Origin of the sequence: Nocardioides sp. J9 (genome assembly GCF_007829375.1) — a bacterium.
GTDB lineage: Bacteria > Actinomycetota > Actinomycetes > Propionibacteriales > Nocardioidaceae > Nocardioides.
This window is the reverse complement of the sequence record NZ_VLJQ01000002.1, coordinates 77,514-95,770: the sequence shown is the minus strand read 5'-3', so window position 1 is coordinate 95,770 and position 18,257 is coordinate 77,514. Positions and strand designations below refer to the sequence as shown.

19 protein-coding genes and 1 tRNA gene are annotated in these 18,257 nt (G+C 69.6%); 8 read left to right on the top strand and 12 right to left on the bottom strand.

All coding sequences use genetic code 11. The features are described 5' to 3' along the window. The 6 genes from L615_RS01325 to L615_RS01300 all read left to right on the top strand — a co-directional run. A partial coding sequence (locus L615_RS01325; RefSeq protein WP_145723842.1) for a transposase occupies positions 1-231 on the top strand: 231 nt, incomplete at its 5' end. 205 nt (positions 232-436) lie between these two features. Then, a complete protein-coding gene (locus L615_RS01320) occupies positions 437-796 on the top strand; it encodes a contact-dependent growth inhibition system immunity protein (RefSeq protein ID WP_145723841.1) in 360 nt (119 codons plus the stop codon). Between the two features lie 101 nt (positions 797-897). Further along, complete coding sequence (locus tag L615_RS01315) at positions 898-1,218, top strand: YrhB domain-containing protein (RefSeq protein WP_186449666.1); 321 nt, start codon at positions 898-900, stop codon at positions 1,216-1,218. 102 nt (positions 1,219-1,320) lie between these two features. Beyond that, positions 1,321-1,695 (top strand): hypothetical protein, encoded by a 375-nt coding sequence (locus L615_RS01310; protein WP_145723839.1) that lies wholly within the window; start codon positions 1,321-1,323, stop codon positions 1,693-1,695. A gap of 113 nt (positions 1,696-1,808) precedes the next feature. After that, on the top strand, positions 1,809-2,099 hold the full coding sequence (locus L615_RS01305; RefSeq protein ID WP_145723838.1) for a hypothetical protein: 291 nt from the start codon (positions 1,809-1,811) through the stop codon (positions 2,097-2,099). Positions 2,100-2,307: 208 nt separating this feature from the next. After that, positions 2,308-2,592, top strand: a complete 285-nt coding sequence (locus tag L615_RS01300; RefSeq protein ID WP_261376517.1) for a DUF5131 family protein — start codon at positions 2,308-2,310, stop codon at positions 2,590-2,592. Here the strand turns inward: L615_RS01300 and L615_RS01295 are convergent. The 3 genes from L615_RS01295 to L615_RS01285 form a co-directional block, all read right to left on the bottom strand. Then, positions 2,589-2,813: a hypothetical protein gene (locus L615_RS01295; protein ID WP_145723837.1), complete on the bottom strand. Its 225-nt coding sequence runs from the start codon at positions 2,811-2,813 to the stop codon at positions 2,589-2,591. The genes L615_RS01300 and L615_RS01295 overlap by 4 nt on opposite strands. 1,702 nt (positions 2,814-4,515) lie before the next feature. Continuing rightward, the gene (locus L615_RS23675) at positions 4,516-5,025 is read right to left on the bottom strand and encodes an SAF domain-containing protein (RefSeq protein ID WP_222430403.1); all 510 of its coding nucleotides are present in this window, start codon (positions 5,023-5,025) and stop codon (positions 4,516-4,518) included. A 329-nt stretch (positions 5,026-5,354) separates the two neighbouring features. Next, positions 5,355-5,798 carry a helix-turn-helix domain-containing protein gene (locus L615_RS01285; RefSeq protein WP_145723836.1) on the bottom strand — a complete coding sequence of 148 codons (444 nt, stop codon included), beginning with the start codon at positions 5,796-5,798 and terminating at the stop codon, positions 5,355-5,357. A gap of 328 nt (positions 5,799-6,126) precedes the next feature. On the opposite strand from L615_RS01285, the gene L615_RS22995 reads away from it, so the two are divergent. Next, positions 6,127-6,435, top strand: coding sequence for a hypothetical protein (locus tag L615_RS22995; protein WP_186449665.1), 309 nt, complete (start codon positions 6,127-6,129; stop codon positions 6,433-6,435). Between the two features lie 394 nt (positions 6,436-6,829). Here L615_RS22995 and L615_RS01275 read toward each other — a convergent pair. Both L615_RS01275 and L615_RS01270 read right to left on the bottom strand, forming a co-directional pair. Further along, positions 6,830-6,902 (bottom strand) — tRNA-Thr (locus L615_RS01275). 92 nt (positions 6,903-6,994) lie between these two features. Next, on the bottom strand, positions 6,995-7,177 hold the full coding sequence (locus L615_RS01270) for a hypothetical protein (protein ID WP_145723834.1): 183 nt from the start codon (positions 7,175-7,177) through the stop codon (positions 6,995-6,997). A 106-nt stretch (positions 7,178-7,283) separates the two neighbouring features. On the opposite strand from L615_RS01270, the gene L615_RS01265 reads away from it, so the two are divergent. Continuing rightward, positions 7,284-8,201 (top strand): LysR family transcriptional regulator, encoded by a 918-nt coding sequence (locus L615_RS01265; protein ID WP_028656486.1) that lies wholly within the window; start codon positions 7,284-7,286, stop codon positions 8,199-8,201. 51 nt (positions 8,202-8,252) lie between these two features. Here the strand turns inward: L615_RS01265 and L615_RS01260 are convergent, their stop codons facing one another. The 7 genes from L615_RS01260 to L615_RS01230 all read right to left on the bottom strand — a co-directional run bounded on the left by L615_RS01260 (position 8,253) and on the right by L615_RS01230 (position 18,256). Beyond that, complete coding sequence (locus tag L615_RS01260) at positions 8,253-9,815, bottom strand: alpha/beta hydrolase (RefSeq protein ID WP_145723833.1); 1,563 nt, start codon at positions 9,813-9,815, stop codon at positions 8,253-8,255. Positions 9,816-9,855: 40 nt separating this feature from the next. Then, positions 9,856-11,013, bottom strand: a complete 1,158-nt coding sequence (locus L615_RS01255; protein ID WP_028656484.1) for a DNA polymerase III subunit delta' — start codon at positions 11,011-11,013, stop codon at positions 9,856-9,858. Then, on the bottom strand, positions 11,010-11,669 hold the full coding sequence (tmk, locus tag L615_RS01250) for a dTMP kinase (RefSeq protein ID WP_028656483.1): 660 nt from the start codon (positions 11,667-11,669) through the stop codon (positions 11,010-11,012). Before tmk ends, L615_RS01255 begins: the two co-directional genes overlap by 4 nt. 145 nt (positions 11,670-11,814) lie before the next feature. Beyond that, complete coding sequence (topA, locus tag L615_RS01245; protein WP_145723832.1) at positions 11,815-14,541, bottom strand: type I DNA topoisomerase; 2,727 nt, start codon at positions 14,539-14,541, stop codon at positions 11,815-11,817. Positions 14,542-14,671: 130 nt separating this feature from the next. Then, positions 14,672-15,865: a DUF2510 domain-containing protein gene (locus L615_RS01240; protein WP_145723831.1), complete on the bottom strand. Its 1,194-nt coding sequence runs from the start codon at positions 15,863-15,865 to the stop codon at positions 14,672-14,674. Positions 15,866-15,895: 30 nt separating this feature from the next. Further along, positions 15,896-17,392 carry a class I SAM-dependent methyltransferase gene (locus L615_RS01235; RefSeq protein ID WP_145723830.1) on the bottom strand — a complete coding sequence of 499 codons (1,497 nt, stop codon included), beginning with the start codon at positions 17,390-17,392 and terminating at the stop codon, positions 15,896-15,898. Between the two features lie 33 nt (positions 17,393-17,425). Next, positions 17,426-18,256: a DUF2817 domain-containing protein gene (locus L615_RS01230; protein WP_186449664.1), complete on the bottom strand. Its 831-nt coding sequence runs from the start codon at positions 18,254-18,256 to the stop codon at positions 17,426-17,428. Position 18,257 lies beyond the last annotated feature (1 nt).

The window sequence follows — 18,257 nt, the reverse complement described above, 5'->3', positions numbered from 1 at the left end:
GTGCTGGTCGAGATCACGACACTCGGCCGGACCTTGAAGAAGCGCGCCGCGGACGTGCTCGCCTACTTCGACCGGCCCGGCACCAGCAACGGACCCACCGAAGCGATCAACGGCCGCCTCGAACACCTGCGTGGCTCCGCGCTCGGGTTCCGCAACCTCACGAACTACATCGCCAGGTCGCTGCTAGAGACCGGCGGCTTCAGACCGCAACTACACCCTGGATTGGGATGAGCCCCCAAAGTAGCAGGTCAGAGCACTGTTCACCGGCCTGTCCGCTTCAGTCGGAGCCTGTCGCGCCGAGCCGTACATGGCCTTCGGGGCCGACTCGATGAGCCGATATTGAGCCGGACCAAAGGCGCCCGCACATGCCGATGTGCGCGCATCCCCTTCTGATCCCGTCGCGGAAATCCCACCCTGCGCCGCCTAGAGTCGTCCGGTGGCCAGAGATCGAATTCAGGAGCTGCCGCGAAAGTCGCTCAGCCAACTTGAAGGCGACGACTGGGGCGACGCGCCTGACGGCGCAACTCCTCTGATCAAGAAGGTTCACGCCTTGCGCCATAAGCCTGTCTCCGATCTGTCAGATGAGGATCTTCGACTTCTGCTGGGCCAAGGCGAGGGCTTGCAGTGGTTGGTGCCGATCGCACTCGAACGGCTGGAGCTTGACCCCTGCGCGTCGGGCGACATGGCTCCAGGAGCTCTGCGCGAGCAGGTCGCCCGAGTCTCCGCTGAGTACTGGCAACGCCATGCCGCCGAGCGAACACGGCTTGAGAGCGTGCCCGGCTGCGATGAAGAGTGATCCGGGGCCAGCCCGCTCTAGCAACGCACTCACCTGCCTCGACCGGCGCGCGGCCGTGCCGATGTCGGGGCACGACCCAGCGTTCAATCTATGCTCCGATGGTGGACGCCAACGACGCCAAGCGCATTGCAGAGGCTGAACTCGCGCGTTGGAACAGCACTCTCACGCCAAACAGGCTCGTCAACCCTCAGGCGACGTCGCACGATCCAAGAGACGGATATGTCGTCACCAGCATCGAGACTCACAGCCGCGCTTGGATTGTGCATTTCGCGACGAAACGGTGGCTCGAGACTAGAAGCATCTCGGACTCGGTGGTTGGCACTTGCCCACTAGTGATCGACCGCGCCACCGGCGAGCTCCACGCTTACGGCTCGGCAGAGCACTCGAAATTCCACGCGTGGCTCGACGAACCTCAAGTCTGATTATTGACCGCGCTCTCATGGCCGCTGTCGGGACGGAGCGCCCGACCATGCCGCGGTTCGCTGGGTCGCACGCCTGCGCGTCCATCCCGCTAGCCTGTTTAAGTGCCTCGGAGCGTCATTGTCCTCAGCAGCGATCCGGACCTGTTCGACAACGTGCGTGCGCTCCTGCGGACCGACCCACGCTTTGTCGACGGTGGCGATACGGTGCACTGCGACGGCTCGATGGCACCCCTGACGAATATCTATCCCGTCGAGAATGACCCGGCGGAATGGGATGACCGGGACGTTGCAACGGACGCGATGCCGGACCCGCGAACGTCCTCACTCTTGATCTTCGAGAGTCGGTCTCCCGAGTGGGTCGCCGAGGTCGGCACGCTCTTAGCCGAAGGGCTCGCCTCCCCGGTGTGGATCGTCGACTCTGCGGAGAATGTTTGGTCCGCCGACCAGATTGACCCAGCGCGCGTCGCACTCTCCTAAGGGCCCGGCCGCGCTGCTGCTCCGGCGGTCGCGCGTTGTTGGGGACGCCGTGCCGGCCGTCTGACACACTCGGCAACGTGCCGCTGCTGAGCTAGAACGACTACCTCGCAACCATGGGCCAGACGAGGGAAGCACTCGCACCAGACGACGTCGTGCCAGCTGATCTAGGCCGATACATCCGGACCATCGATGAGCTTGACTTCCAAAGCTTCGACTTCTCGGATCGCGTGGTCGCCAACGCCTGGGCCATCGACGGCGGCGCCTGGCAACACATCCTCTTCAGCGCAGACGTGCCAAACGTCTTTCTTGTCATCGTGGTGAACGGGCGGTCGAACGACGTGCACGGGCACTACGTGCTTGACCTCAACAGCCACTACGGGATCGGCAGCGACCCGACGTTGTGAAACGCACGCTCATGCCGCTGTCGGGGCGGATCTACCGCGTGGGAGGTGGCGCCACGGCTGTTGCACGCCACGGATGTAGACCGCCATCCGACACGACCCGGCCGGCGGGTTGCGGGCGCCTGATGGAAATCGTGACAGAGTGACACCGCGGGGGTACATTCGAACAAGTATTCGAACACATGTTCGAACACATGGGGAGGTGCTGGCGATGGCGACGAACAGCGCGATCGAGTGGACTGAGATGACTTGGAACCCGGTTACCGGCTGCGACCGAGTCGCCGCAGGCTGCGACAACTGCTATGCCCTCACCCTCGCGAAGCGGCTGAAAGCAATGGGGGCCGAGAAGTACCAAAATGACGGCGACCCGCGCACGTCCGGCCCTGGGTTTGGCGTGACCCTTCACCCTTCGGCGCTGTCCCAGCCGTTGCGGTGGCGTTCCCCGAAGGTGGTTGATGACGGTTGGCTGGTGCGGGTGGTTACTCGTTGTCGCTAAGCGCTGTTGGGGAGGCCGCCGTACACCTCGACGACCAAGGCCTCGAGCGCGTAGACGGCATCCAGGGCGGGCTTCGGGTCTCGGCAGTTCCGAGTGAGGTTGAGCCGGTCGCGGGCCGCCCCCAGCTGGGGGACGGTGGTGGCGGTGTGTTGCTCGAGGTGGCGCAGCGCCTGCTGTGCGCGTGCAACGGCCCGGCCTCGTTCCTTGACGCTGATCGGCATGTGCTGCTCCTCGGCTGCGGATCTCCAAGGCCCGTTACTCGGTGTGACCTCGGATCGGCTTGCTCCCAACAACTGCTGCCCGATCGGCGCTCGGAGGCGGTCAAGGGTCGACGCAGTCGACATGCCTTGCCCTTGACCGGTGACGAGCGGCGCTCATGATCGGCAGCGTTGGGAGCAAAGACCTCGCGCTTGGGTTCAGGTCAGTCCGCGGCCGCAGGCCGTTGGCGTTGTCGACGGCCTCTGTGACCGGCGACCGGGCCGCCCGGATGGGCGGCCGGCGCGCACCCTCGACGTCATGTCGACATTCCACCGACGTCCCAACAACCACAGGTGCTGTTCAAGCCGATCCGGGCTGACAATCGCGACGCGGCCAGGGCGAGCGATACCGGGACGGGGGAACCCGCACGGATCCCCAGCCGCCGTCGCCGCAGGGTCAGACGGCACCCAGCTGTGCCGCTGTTCGGCGCGCCTCGACCTCCATGTCGCCGAGGTTGCGACAACCGGGCGGGGCGCAGGCGGGGAAGACCGGCAGTTCCAGCGGTCCGCGATCGGTGGCCGTTTGGTGCAAGCCAGTTCGTGCGAGCAGCGTGCCCGTTCCGTTCCAACCGCGTCACGGCCGCCAGGAGGCGCGTGGACTGCGGTGAGTTCGCATGCAGGCCCTTGGGCCGCGCGGCGTGCTCATTACGTTCTTTGACGAAGGCGCTGGTTGCGTAGGACCGCCGACAACGCCACGCGAAGTGCCTCGAATATCATTCCTTGGGATATGCAAATTGCTCCGAATGCCACAACCGATTCAATTGACGCCGAACTCGTACCGTCGCCGGGGATTATGAACTCCACCATAAACGCGATGGGGTAATAGAAGAGCCACGTCGGCAACGATAGGACCGTTGCCATGACGAGAAATGGCGTCGAATCTTGCGAGTATCCTAATGACCATAGGGCACCCAGTCCCGCCGCCCACAGCGTCGCGCGGAATGCGTACGCCACTAGCACACCTGGCGGGCGCTTGCCGCCAGGAGGGTTGTCGTTTACGTCCATCCGGGGGCCCTGTACGTTCTCAACTTCAACGCGAACTTCGCCCAAACATCACGGGCATTCTTCAGGTAATAATAGCGGCAGATGGGCTCCAGGAGACAGGCCCCTCCCGCTGAATGCAAGGGCACGTAGGCGTCGATATCGAGGCCGATCATACCCGGGTAGGTGTAATATGTTTTGAAAAATCGGAACGAAATGGTTCCGCCGGGCCAGTCTGGATGCCCGCGGCGCACTGAGAATTTCCATCCGTTTGAATACATATTGGAAACCGTAACAGGGAAATCTTTGGGCCCTGGAACATCGAGGTTCATTTGCGCCCCCAGCCTTAGTGGCCTAGCTCCTCCAAATGGGAACAGTTGTTCAAAGTACTTCTTGACGAAGTTTTGAAAGAAGTGGGCCGCGCTTGATGACCATACCACCCGGCCCCGCAGCGGGATGTTGACGTGGACGTTCTCAGCCCCGCGCCTGAGCCCCTGGCAGAAGTGGGGCGCTCCCTGGTGTCGATGACGAGCGCGACCCGTCGGGTGGCGGCACGAGCAGCCAGATCAGCCGCCTCGCCTTGCGGCACCGTGACGTCGACGACCGTCTCTCCCGTCTCGTCGACACGGTTCACCCCGACCACGGTTGCCTTGACGCTCACCGGTTCCTCGTCGCTGATCTCACCCTAGTCACCGGGAGTGGTCACGATCCGTACGACGTCGCCTCCGTAGAGCGGTTCCGAGGGCATCTGGGCAGGTGTGAGACTGATGCCCACCAATGACTCGCCCTCCCCGGGCACCAACTGGTCGGTGACGGACTGCTCCGTGAGCAGCGACCCAGCCCACAAGTCGGCCGCGGCACGGCTTCCCTCGAGCTCAGCCCTCTGACTGGCCGGGACCGGTGTCAGCGCCGGGTCGACACCGACTCGCACGACCGCGAGGTCCCCTGCCTCGATGGTCTCGCCGCGCTTGATGTCTCGACTCACGACGAGGACGTCCTGGGTGTCGTTGACGGAGGTGAAGGCGAAGGCCGATCCCAATGCTCCTGCCGCGACGAGAGCGGCACAGAGCGCGAAGATCCACGGGCGCCGGCGACGTCTTACCGCGACGTTGCCGCTCGTGCCCGCGCCTCGTGAAGGCTTGTCGTGTGGTCTGGGCGCCTCGTGTGGCGCTGTCTGAGCGGTGTCCAGTGACATGAATCCCGAGTCCTCTCGTCTCCCGATCACCTACGTGTCGAGAAGGGCTCGGGCGATCACCCTGCACCCAACTCGATAGAATGAGACTAGTGCAGTTTTATTGACGGAGGAGTTGTCCACAGGTGGCGGAATCCGAGATGTCACTGCCCGAGTCCTGACTGGATACGGCAGCGCCGCCAACTCCCCCCGATGGAAGTTGGCATCCCGCTCCCGTCGGACAATGGGACCACAGATCGACGCGGTTGTGGCCCACCGATTTTGGGCCTGTGGACGAACGCGAGCGCGAAGGGCCCGATCGAGCACCTGCGCGCGAGGTGGGCACCGATGCGTCAGCCTTGGCCTTTCTGGCGTTGCCGTTGTGCTGCCTCGATGGCTGCGGCGACCACGTCGACCGGCTCTCCAAGTACATGCGCCATGGGCTCGAGTGACCCAGCAGCAGGGATGTGGCTACCTCGACCCTGCTCCCAGGCGTAGTAGGTCGGCACAGCGACCTTCGCCGCCGCAGCCACCGCCGACACCGACAGCCCGGCCTTGAGCCGCAGAGCCCTCAGGTCGGCGACGTCGCCATCGAGTCGGATCAGCCGAAGCGTCGGGATCTCGAGCGCCTTGGCGAGCTTGACGAGGAAGTCAGGTCGCGGAACGGAGGTGCCGAGCTCCCAACGCGAGATCCGTTCACCGCCTGCCGCGCCGACGACCCGGGCGAGCTCGTGCTGGGTCAGACCCGCCTTCTCCCGCGCGGCTCGCAGAGCTGAGGGATCTACACCGGAAACCATCAACGGGAAGACTAGCCGTCATCCGCCGGGCAGCCCGCCGTCTCAAGTAGCGCCCGCGTGAGCCACCGCCTGCAGTGACGGCGTACGACGCCGTTGCGGTGAAGCTGACGCGGGCTCCTTTCCTATCCGCGGAACCTTGTCAGCGCTCGGAGCGCACCCAGAGCAAGACCCAACCCTCAGGCGCCTCTGCCCGGATCTCGGCGAGCGCCTGGTCGTCGTAGGCCGGTCGCTCGATCGACCACCGCACCGGCTCCGCCGCGGTGTCGTACTTCGGTCGGCGGGCAGCGTGGATGAGCAGGGTGTCGGAGCGTAGACCTACTCTCCGACCATGGCCGGGCGTGGTGGGTACAAGCGGACGGACGGGGTACTGGTAGCGCGGCTGCACGGCACAGCGCGGCGGATTGCCACCGAGAAGCCAGCCAACGAGGTGGCGGTCGGCGAGCTCCATGCGATCACGACACGCGTCGAGTTGCTGAGCCGCGCCGCGGGCGTGCACATGGCGATGTTCCGGTCGGGAAGCAGCCCGTTCTCCCGCGAGGCCGCCGACTTCCTCCTCGCGGCCGGCGCCGACCTCGGGCAGGCCGAGGTCGAGGCCGCTGCGGTGGCAGCCGACGAGGCGGCCCGGCACGCCCGTTGAAGTGGCCCCTCGGGTCAACGTTGTCTCTCGCCCTCCCGAGGGGCGCATCCCATTCTCGGGGGACGCCGGCCACGTTACGACGGCACCGAGGTTGCAGCAACGGCTTCGACAGCCTTCGACTCCGCCGTGTCGGAGCCGCTGACCGCTGCTCGGATGTGGGCGTGGAGTGAAACCTCCAGCGAGTGCGACCCAGGTTCGCGACTCGGGGCGACGAACGGCCCCCGAGCTCACGGACCGAACGGCGCAATCTGGCACGTTTCGGGGTGAGATCGGCCGTTGCGGCTCGTTCGAGATCGCCCCAAACGTGTCACAAACGTGTCAATCGGGCCTTCGGGCCCCATAACGTACAGTGGCTCTGACCAGCATTTCTGCTGGCCAGAGCCACTGTCGTCGGAGCCGCCTGTCGGAATCGAACCGACGACCTAATCATTACGAGTGATTCGCTCTACCGACTGAGCTAAGGCGGCGTACGTCGACGCAAGCGTCGGCGACCGCGGAAGCATACCGAGCGGGGTCGGCCGGGGGCGAATCCACCCCAACCCCGGTGGGCGGGGGTGGGTCAGGCGGCGACGGCGGGGGTGGCCGGGGCCGGGACGTCGGCGCCGGTCAGCAGGGTCTGCTCGGCGTCGCACCAGCAGGCGAAGCGGACGACGATGCCCTGGTCGGTGTTCTCCAGGCCGACGACCTGGCTGGGGAAGATGAGCTCGCGGCGACCGCAGGCGGTGCAGTGGTGGGTGAACATGGGGGCCTCCTTCCCTTCCATGGTGGGCCGCGCAAGAGTCAAGGGGTAGCCTCTCTTTCCATTCTGATCCATAGGTGATGCCTATGCATGTGACGGGGGTCCCACGATGTTGTCGCTGCACCAGCTCACCTGCTTCCTGGCGGCCTACGAGCACCGGTCGCTGACCCGCGCGGCGGAGGAGCTCGGCTACGCGCAGCCGTCGGTGTCGGAGCAGATCCGCAACCTCGAGAAGTCGCTCGGCGTCCCGCTGTTCCGGCGGGTGGGGCGCGGCGTCGTACCCACCACCGCGGCGGACACCTTCCGGCCGCACGCCGAGAAGGTGCTGGCCGCCGCGGACGACGCGCAGCGGGCGGTGACCAGCATCAAGAGCTTCGAGACCGGGACGATCCGGTTCGGCATGTTCGGCGTCGCGCGGCTGTACGGCGGCGCCGGGCTCGTCGCCGACGTGCTGGAGCGCTACCCCGGGGTCCGGGTCGAGCTGGTCGGGCGGCACTCGCGCGACGTGCAGGAGGACCTGCGCCGCGGGCGGCTGGAGGCGGCGATGATCGCCGTGGCCGGGCTGGCCAGCGAGGGCATGGCGGTGACGCCGATCGCCCGCGACGAGCTGGTCTACATCTCCGCCGACCCCGAGCGGCTGAAGGCGCCCGTGACGGCGAAGCGGCTGGCCGACGCGACGCTGGTCATGCCGGAGAGCACCTACCGCGACGTCGACTCGGCACGGATCGTGCTGCGCCGGATGCTGCACGAGGCGGGCCTCAACCCCAAGACCCGCATCGAGGTCGAGGACGTCGAGACCGCGGTCGAGCTGGTCGGTCGCGGCCTCGCCGACTCGGTGACCCAGAAGGGCGTGGCCGTGCAGCTGCTCCCTCGCCTCGCCCCGAAAGCGGGCTGGGTGCCGCTGCGGCCGCGGGTCTACGACACGCTGGCGATCGTGCACCGCGCCGGGGCAACCCTCTCCCCCGCGGCGCGGCTGATGATCGAGCTGGCCACGCAGCGGATCCAGGCGATCATCCCGCCGGCCTGACCGAGCGGCCGCGGCTGGTCAGGGGCCGGTCAACGGCTGGTCAGCGGCTGGTCAGCACTTCAGGCCGTCGTCGGGCACCTTGCCGTCGATCAGGTAGCCGTGCACGGCGTCGTCGATGCAGCTGTTGCCCTTGTTGTAGGCGGTGTGCCCGTCGCCGTCGCGGCTGACCAGCACGCCGGACTCCAGCTGCTCGGCCATGGCGACGGCCTCCTCGTAGGGCGTCGCCGGGTCGCGCGTCGTGCCGAGGACGACGATCGGCGCGGCGCCCGAGCCGTCGATCTCGAGGTCGGGCTCGTCGGTCGCGGAGAAGGGGATGCCGTTGCAGGAGGTCAGGCCCCACGCGAAGACGCGGCCGAAGGTCGGCGAGGCCTTCTCGAAGTCGGCGAAGTTGTCCGGCACCTCGTCCACGGTGATCGACCACGGGTCGTCGAGGCAGTTGATGACCGAGATCGCCTCGAGGCTGTTGTCGGTGTAGCGGCCGCCCTCGCGGGAGCCGTAGAAGTCCGAGAGCCGCAGCAGCGTCGTGCCGGTGCCCTCCAGCGCCTCACGCAGCGCCTGGTCGAGCAGCACCCAGTTGTCCTCGCTGTAGAGCGGGGTGATCAGGCCGTAGAACGCCAGGCCGACGGTGAGCTCGCGCCCCTCCGTGTCGCTGGTGGGCAGCGGCTCCTTGTCGATGGAGTCGACGAGGTCCTTGATCGTGGCGACGCCCTCCTCGACCGAGGAGCCGAGGAAGCAGTCGCCGCCCTCGACGCAGTCAGCGACGTACGAGCGCAGCGCGGTCTCGAAGCCCCCGGCCTGGCTGAGCGAGCCGTCCCGGGCCGACAGGGACGGGTCGACGGCGCCGTCGAGCACGAGCCGGCCGGTCTTGTCGGGGTAGAGCTCGGCGTAGGTCGCGCCGAGGCGGGTGCCGTAGGAGAAGCCGAGGTAGTCGAGCTCGTCCTCGCCGAGCGCGGCCCGCAGCACGTCCATGTCACGCGCGGCCTCGACCGTGCTGACGTGGGCGGCGACGTCACCGGACTTGGCCTCGCAGCCCTTCCAGAACTCCTCGGAGCCCTCCTGACCCTCCGCGACCTCCTCCGGGGTGTCGGGGTCGGGGTCCGCGGCGATCCATTCGTCGAGCTCGTCGTCGGTGAGGCAGTCGACCGGGGAGGACTCGCCGGTGCCGCGCGGGTCGAAGCCGACGATGTCGTAGCGCTCCAGCAGCGCGGGGGCGAAGTAGGCGTCGGCCTGCTCGGCGAGGTAGGTGCCCCCGGCGCCCGGGCCACCCGGGTTGACCACGAGCGAGCCGAGCCGGTCGCCACTGGCCTTGCGGCGCTCGAGCGCGATCCGGATCGTGCCGCCGGCGGGCTCCTGGTAGTCGATGGGGACCTCGAGCGTGCCGCACTCGTTGCTGCCGCAGCCGTTCCAGGTGATCTCCTGGTCGTAGAAGTCCTCGAGCGTCTTGCGCCCGCTCGGCTCCGACCCGTCCGTGCCCGGTCCGTCGGTGCTGCCGGCCTTGCGGTCGGAGCCACCTCCGTCGTCGTCGCCGGTCAGCAGGACGACACCGATGCCGATGCCTCCCGCGAGCACGAGCGCCCACACGACAGCCACGGCAACGATCAGCTTCTTGCTCACCCGAGCACTTCCCTTCGTCTCCACCCGTCCGGCGACGGGCTCAGCGCTCCGGCGCCTTGAGTGCCACCATCATGGACTCCAGCGCCAAGGCGACGGGCACGTTGAACTCGAGCATCTGCTCGCGGGCCTCGAAGATCCACCCGATCCGGCGCAGGTTCAGCTCCGGCGAGGTGCTCTGCGCGATCTGCTCGACCTGGTCGCGGATCTCCTCGTTGACCAGCGCGCCGGGGGCACCGGTGGCCAGCGCGATCGCGTCGCGGTAGACCGACACCAGGTCGGTCAGCCCGCGGTCGACCACGTCGAGGTGGCGCCGCTTGGCGCGGGTGCGCTGCGCCTTCTCCAGCGCCGCGAGGGCGGGACCGTACTCCCGCGGACGGCGGCCGCGCTCGACGACGCCGTACGCCGAGTCGAGGTCGCCCTTCTCCCGCGCGTCGAGCTCGGCGGTGATCGCGTCGGCCTCCTCCTTGGCGGTGGAGGCGAGCCGTGTGGCGGCGTCCATGCAGCGCCCCAGCGACGTGAGCCGGGCCGGCATCCCCACGACCTCCTGGCGCCGGTTGCGCACCGCCTCGTCGAACGCGAGCGCCCGCGCCCGGCCGATGTGGCCCTGGCTCGCCCGGGCGGCGTACGACGCCAGCCGCTCCTCGACGCCGCGCGCCACGAGGAACGCGGTGACCTCCGGCGTGGTCGGCGTGGAGAGGGTGACCAGGCGGCAGCGGGACCGGATCGTGGGCAGCACGTCCTCGACGGTCGGCGCGCACAGCATCCAGATGGTGCGGCCGTTGGGCTCCTCGATCGCCTTGAGCAGCGCGTTGCACGCCTGCTCGGTGAGCCGGTCGGCGTCCTCGACGACGAGGATCTGCCAGCGGTCGCCCATCGGGCTCAGCGAGGCACGGCGCACGAGCTCGCGGACCTCGTCGACGCCGATCGAGAGCTTCTCGGTCCGGATCACCGCGACGTCGGCGTGCGACCCGGCGAGGACGGTGTGGCAGGCGTGGCAGCCGTCGGGGCAGTCGGGGCCGACGCCGCCCTGGGGGCACTGCAGCGCAGCCGCGAACGCGATCGCCGCGTTGCTGCGACCCGATCCCGGCGGGCCGGTGAACAGCCACGCGTGGGTCATGCCCTGGCCGGAGACGGCCGTCCGCAGCACGTCGACGGTCGACCGCTGCCCGACGAGGGTGCCCCAGACACCGGCCGTCATCCGCGCACCGCCCGCCCCAGCAGCGGCACGACGCGCTCGGTGATCGCCGCCGCGAGGTCCTCGATCGTGCCGCGGGCGTCGAGGACCAGGTAGTGCTCGGGGTCGCGGGCCGCGAGGTCGAGGAAGGACTGTCGCACCCGCTGGTGGAACTCCAGGGACTCGCCCTCGATCCGGTCGCGACCCTCGAAGCGGCCCAGCCCGGCCTCGGGCTCGAGGTCGAGGACGACGGTGAGGTGCGGGCGCAGCCCGCCGGTCGCCCACGCGGCGACCTCGGCGAGCTCGCCGCCGTCCAGTGCCCGGCCGGCGCCCTGGTAGGCGAGGGTCGAGTCGACGTACCGGTCGGTGATCACGACCTCGCCGCGCTCCAGCGCGGGCTGCACGACGGTCTCGACGTGCTCGGACTTGTCGGCGAGGTAGAGCAGGAACTCGGTCTTGTGGGCGAGCGCACCGGTCTCCGGGCTGAGCACGATGCGGCGCAGCTCCTTGCCGACCGGGGTGTCGCCGGGCTCGAAGGTCAGCAGCACGCGGTAGCCGTCGGCCTCCAGCGCGTCGCGCAGCCGTCGGGACTGGGTCGACTTGCCGCCGCCCTCGCCGCCCTCGAAGCAGATGAACACACCGGTGTCGGCGTACCGGGGGCTGGGCGCGGAGGCGGTCACGGGGAGAACCTACGAGACGGCACCGACCGTTGTCGCGGGTGGGTCCGCGGGGGCGGACCTGGTGACGTTTCCTTGCGCTTGTCGGCCGTTGCAACCGTCGACAAGCGCAGGAATCCCCGGTCAGCCGGGGATTCCTGCACCCGCGTCACGACTTCTTCGCCGCCGCCTTCTTCGCGGTGGTCTTCTTGGCCGTCGTCTTCTTGGCGGTCTTCTTCGCCGTCGTCTTCTTGGCCGCCGACTTCTTGGCCGCGGTCTTCTTCGCGCCCTTCTTGGCGGCCTTCTTCGCCGGGCCCTTGGCGCGGCGCTCGGCGAGCAGCTCGGCGGCGCGCTCGATCGTGATCGACTCGACCGAGTCGTCCTTGCGAAGGGTGGCGTTGTACTCGCCGTCGGTGACGTACTCGCCGAAGCGGCCGGCCTTGACGACCACCGGCTGCCCGGAGACCGGGTCGTTGCCGAGCTCCTTGAGCGGCGGGGCCGCGGCGGCGCGGCCGCGCTGCTTGGGCTGGCTGTAGATCTTGAGCGCCTCGTCGAGGGAGATCGTGAAGATCTGGTCCTCGCTGGTGAGCGAGCGGGAGTCGGAGCCCTTCTTCAGGTACGGCCCGTAGCGGCCGTTCTGCGCGGTGATCTCCTCGCCGTCCTCGGCGGTGCCGACGGTGCGGGGCAGCGAGAGCAGCTTGACCGCGTCGTCGAGGGTGACGGTGTCGAGGGACATCGACTTGAACAGCGAGCCGGTGCGCGGCCTCGCGCTCTTCGGGGCGTCCTCGGGCAGCAGCTCGGTGACGTAGGGGCCGAAGCGGCCGTTCTTCGCCACGACCTGCAGGCCGGTCTCCGGGTGGACACCGAGGTCGATCTCCTCGCCGGCGGGGTTGGCGAGCAGCTCCCTGGCCTTCTCGACCGTCAGCTCGTCGGGCGGCAGGTCGTCCGGGACGTTGGCGCGCTTCGCGAACGGCGCGCCGTCGTCGCCGGGACCCTCCAGGTACGGGCCGTACTTGCCGACCCGCAGGTGGATGCCGTCCTCCTCGGAGCCGACCGGGAAGGTGGCGAGCTCCTTGGCGTCGATGTCGCCGAGCTCGGTGACCAGGCGCTGCAGGCCGGCGACCCGGTCGGAGCCGTAGTAGAACTCGCTGAGCTCGTTGACCCGCTCCTTCTCGCCGCGCGCGATGTCGTCGAGGACGGTTTCCATGCCAGCGGTGAAGTCGTAGTCGATGAGCCGCGTGAAGTGCTCGGTGAGCAGCCGGACCACGGAGAACGCGATCCAGGCCGGCACCAGCGCGGTGCCCTTCTTGTAGACGTAGCCGCGGTTGAGGATCGTGCCGATGATCGAGGCGTACGTCGAGGGGCGGCCGATCTCCCGCTCCTCGAGCTCCTTGATCAGCGTGGCCTCGGTGTAGCGCGACGGCGGCTTGGTCTCGTGCCCGTTGGCGGACAGCGACGCGGCCGAGACGCGGTCGCCCTGCTGCAGGTTGGGCAGCCGGGTCTCCTGGTCGTCCTTCGCGGCCGCCGAGTCGTCGGTGCCCTCGACGTAGGCCTTGAGAAAGCCGTGGAAGGTGATCACGCGGCCCGACGCGGAGAAGACCACGTCCTCGCCGGTCGCGGCAGCGCCGCCGAGGCGGATGGTGACCGACTGGCCGACGGCGTCCTTCATCTGCGAGGCGACGGTGCGCATCCAGATGAGCTCGTAGAGCCGGAACTGGTCGCCGGTGAGCCCGGTCTGCGCCGGGGTGCGGAAGGTGTCGCCGGCCGGGCGGATCGCCTCGTGCGCCTCCTGGGCGTTCTTCACCTTGCTGGCGTAGGTGCGCGGCGCGTCGGGGAGGTACTCGGCGCCGTACAGCTCCTGCACCTGGGCGCGGGCCGCCCCGATCGCGCTGCCGGACAGCGTGGTGCTGTCGGTACGCATGTAGGTGATGAAGCCGTTCTCGTAGAGCCGCTGCGCGACCGACATCGTCACCGACGCGCTCATGCCGAGCTTGCGGCTGGCCTCCTGCTGCAACGTCGTGGTGCGGAAGGGGGCGTACGGCGAGCGCCGGTACGGCTTGGCCTCGACCGAGCGCACGTCGTACGTCGTGTCGGCGAGCGCGCTGACGAGGTCCTCGGCACGCCGCTTGTCGAGGTGGACGACGTCGGCCCTGGCCTTGAGCTGGCCGTCCTGGCCGAAGTTGCTGCCGCTGGCGACGCGGGTGCCGTCGATGGTGTGCAGCTTGGCGGGGAACATCCGCTGGTCGTGCTTCGAGCCGGCGTCGAAGGTGCCCTCGAGGTCCCAGTAGGACGCGGCCTTGAAGGCCATCCGCTCCTTCTCCCGGTCGACCACGAGGCGGGTGGCGACCGACTGGACGCGCCCGGCCGAGAGGCCGGACATCACCTTGCGCCACAGCACCGGCGAGACCTCGTAGCCGTAGAGGCGGTCGAGGATGCGGCGGGTCTCCTGGGCCTCGACGAGGTCCATGTCGAGCTCGCGCGGGTTGGCGGCGGCCTCCTGGATGGCGGCCTTGGTGATCTCGTGGAAGACCATCCGCCGGACCGGGATGCCCTTCGGCTTCAGCTCGTCGAGCAGGTGCCAGGCGATGGCCTCTCCCTCGCGGTCCTCATCGGTGGCGAGGTAGAGCTCGTCGGCGTCCTTGAGCAGCTGCTTGAGCTTGGAGATGTGGCTCTTCTTGTCCCGCGGGACGACGTAGTAGGGCTCGAAGCCGTTCTCGACGTCGATGGCCAGGCGCCCCCACGGCTTGTCCTTGATCTTGGCCGGGGTGTCGGCGGCGTTGTTCGGGAGGTCACGGATGTGGCCGATGGAGGACTCGACGACGAAGCCGTCGCCGAGGTACCCGCCGATGGTGCGGGCCTTGGCCGGCGACTCGACGATCACCAACTTGTGTGCCACGGGGGACCTTCTCTACCTGGCTCTACTGGGACGAAGCACTGCTACGGCCGATCACGGTAGCGCGTGCTGTCCAGTTCCCCGTCCCCCGGACTCCACGATGGGCAGCCGGGCGGCACCCCGGAGGAGGCGCTCAGCGGACCTTGATCGCCTCGATCGTCTCCTCCAGCTGGGTCTCCTTGTCGGGGTCGCCGAGCGGGATGACGCCGAGGAAGAGGCCGAGGGAGTCGGCACTGCCGGTGTCGACCACGATCACGGTGGTCTGGTCGCCGCCGACGGTGACCTCGGGGTCGGAGACGCGGATCTCGGAGGTGATCCGGTAGCCGGGCTTGCCGCCCACGGTGACCTCCTCGCGCTTGAGGTCGGTGCGGCCGGTGAAGCCCTGGTAGAAGGCGTCACTGGCGGTGAGGCACTGCATGACGATCTCGGCGGCGGTCTCCGGGTCGTCGAAGTCGTTGGCCTTCGAGAGCGCACCGACGGCGTACTCGGAGATCCACTTGTCCTCGATGACGATGGAGAACTGCACCTGCACCCCGTCCGCGAAGGAGTGCGCGGCGGCGTAGCCGGGGTCCGCCTCGTAGCCGGGCAGGACGGGGACGGTCAGGCCGCCGCCACGGATGGCCTTCGCGGTCGTGGCCGGCGGCTTGGCGGGCTCGGGGCTGCCGCCGGTGCACTGGATGCCGGTCGGACGGACGGTGCTGGAGGGCTGGTCGGTGGGGTCGGTGCCCTTCGCGGTCGCGTCACTGCCGTCGGTGGCCCCGGAGGTCGGGCCGTCGGAGGCCTTGGTCCTCTTCGGGTCGTCGTCACCGGTGAGGGCACGGACGCCGAAGAACCCACCGATGCCGATCAGCACCAGCGCCACGACGGCGGCGATGACGATGCCGATGACCTTGCCGTTGCCACCGCCTCCGCTGCCGGGCTGCGGGGTCGGGCTCCACTGCTGCTGGCCGTAGCCGCCCGGGGGCTGGCCGTAGCCGCCGCCCTGGCCGTAGCCGCCCTGCGGGTCGTAGCCCTGCTGGCCGTAGCCACCCTGGGGCTGTCCGGGTTGGCCGGGCTGGCCGGGCTGGCCGTAGCCGCCGGGCGGGGTGGCCGGGGGGACGGCGCCGTAGACGGTCTGTGCCGACGCGGGGTCCGACGGGGCGCCCGGCTGGTGGGGCGGCTGCTGGGGCGGCTGCTGGCCCTGCGGGGCCTGCGGTGCTTGCGGGGGCTGCGGGGCGCCGCCACCCGGCGGGGTGGTCGTGGTCATCTGGCTCCACGCCTGACCGTCCCAGTAGCGATAGGTGTCGGGCGCGCCAGCGGGGTCGGGGTACCAGCCTGCGTTCGTCACGGGGGACAGTCTGCCCGACGCGGGGCGGTCCTACTCCCCGGCTCGCGGAGBCCCCGCCGGCTCGAGGAAGCCCTCGGCCACCAGCTCGGTCAGCTCGGGCAGGTAGACCTCGCGCAGGCTGGCGGCGTCGCGCTCGAGCAGCTGGCCGACGGCGTCGACGAGCGGACCCAGCGGGAGGTCGCCGTCGCAGGCACCCACGACGGCGGCGGTGACGGTGTCGACCTGGCGGGCGCGCCGGAAGCCGCGCTGCTGGCGGATCACGATCGTGGAGGGGTCCTCGGCGCCGACGGCCCCGGTGGTCTCCTGCACCACGTCGGAGCGGAGCACGAGGTGGCTGTCCGGCCCGACGGTGCGGGCCGCGGCGGCCGACTCGGCCCAGCCGGCGATCGCGGGCGCGATCGGCTGCTCGACGTCGTACGGCCACTCGAGGAGGTCGCGGGTGGTGCCGCCGGTGCGGTGCAGGTTGATCCAGCCGAAGCCGATCCCGCCGACGCCCTGCTCCTCCAGCCACGACAGCCAGGTGTCGTAGCGGTGCGAGTACGCCGCCGGGTCGCCGCCGGTCGCGGGGTGGTGGCCGGAGTCCTTGAGCCAGAGCTCGACGTACGACGCGGGGTCGAGCACCTCGCGCTGCACGACCAGCGCGTCGCAGTCGTCGGGCAGCCAGGTGGCGAGGCGCTCGTCCCACGGGCGGTCGCGCTCGATCACCCAGTTCGCGAGGACCTGGCACCAGCCGCCGTCGGTGAGGTGGTCGGGCGCGGTGCGGACGATGTGCTCGACGACCTGGTCGCCGGGCAGGCCGGAGTCGCGGTAGACCAGCCGCTCCCCCGTGGCCGGGGAGATGACGAACGGCGGGTTGGTGGCGATCAGGTCGAACCGCTCGCCCTCGACCGGCGCGAAGAACGAGCCGTCGCGGACGTCGACCTTGTCGTCGACGTCGTTGAGGGCGGCGTTGAAGCGGGCGATCGCGAGCGCACGCTGGTTGACGTCGGTCGCCACCACCCGGTCGCTGTGGGTGGCCAGGTGCAGCGCCTGCACGCCGCAGCCGGTGCCGAGGTCGAGGGCCGTCCCGACGTCGTGGCGCAGGGTGAGCTGGGCCAGGCTCGAGGACGCCGGGCTGATGCCGAGCACGTAGTCGCCGGTGACCCGGGTGGGCACGCCGTCCAGGCCGGGCGTCAGGTCGCTGACGACCCACAGGTCGCCCTCGTCGGTCGCATAGGGCCGCACGTCGAGCCGCGCCGCGACCTCGCCGACGGACTGCACCAGCGCGCCGGCGTTGGCGAGCCGGTCGACCAGCCCCGGCAGGGCACGCTCGGCGTCCGCGACGGGCACGGAGGTCTGGAGCAGGAACAGCCGGACCAGGGTGGCCAGCGGGCTGCCGTCCGTCGTACGACGCAGGCCGGGGGTGGTCTCGTTGCGCGCCAGCGCCTCGTGCGCCTGCGGGCCGAGCAGATCGCTGACGGCGTCGTAGGTGAAGTCGGCGGCGACGAGGGCTTCGCGGAGCGGGGCGGCAAGGGCGACGGGCAGCACGGGACCACGCTAGTCGGCCCGCAGCCGGTGCCGTCAGCGGACGCGGGTCGCCCGGGTGATGCCGCGCCCGGCGACGATCGTGCGGTAGCGCTTCGAGGGGCGCGGGCTGTACTCGATGGTGATGGCGACGCCGGCGTAGCGGCGGTTGTACCAGCCGGTGAGGGTGGGCGAGACCGTGCCGGAGGGGTTGCCGACACCGAGCCAGCGACGCGGGAGGCGCAGCTGCCGGGCGAGCCGGACCTGCCACGCCGGCGCCTTGCTGCTGCGGCCGACCGCGCGCAGCGGCTGGTGGATCGAGGCGATGTAGGCGGGCTTCACGTCGGCCAGGAAGCGCATCATGGCGCGGGTCTCCGGCTCGCTGGCTCGGCGCGGCCCGCTGTAGTAGCGGCCCCGGCTGGTGCGCCGCCAGCCGTTGGTGGGCCAGTTGCGGTTGAGGTCGACGCCGCGGGCGTTCTGGCGGGTGTGCCGCGCGTGGCCGTCGGGGTTCATCGTCGGGACGACCCAGATGCCGGTGCCGGCGAGCGGGCGGACGTTGTTCTTGATCCAGGTGGCGGTGGCCCGGCCTGCGGGCTCGTCACCGTGCATCTGGCCGAGGACGACGAGCACCCGCTGGGCCCTGGGCGACCCGCGGTAGTAGGCGCGGATCGCGCGTCCGCGCACGGATCGGCCGACCAGGCGGGTGCGGGTGACGACGTCGCCCGGGGCCGCGGCAGGCCCCGTGGCGCTGGCGCCGACGTGGGCGGCCGGCCGCCGGGAGGGGGCGTCAGCAGCGGCCGGGACGGCCAGCGCCGCGCTGGCGGCGACCACGAGGGCCACCGCCAGCGCGGCGATGGTGTGCCAGCTCTTCCCGAGAGGGCGGGCCACG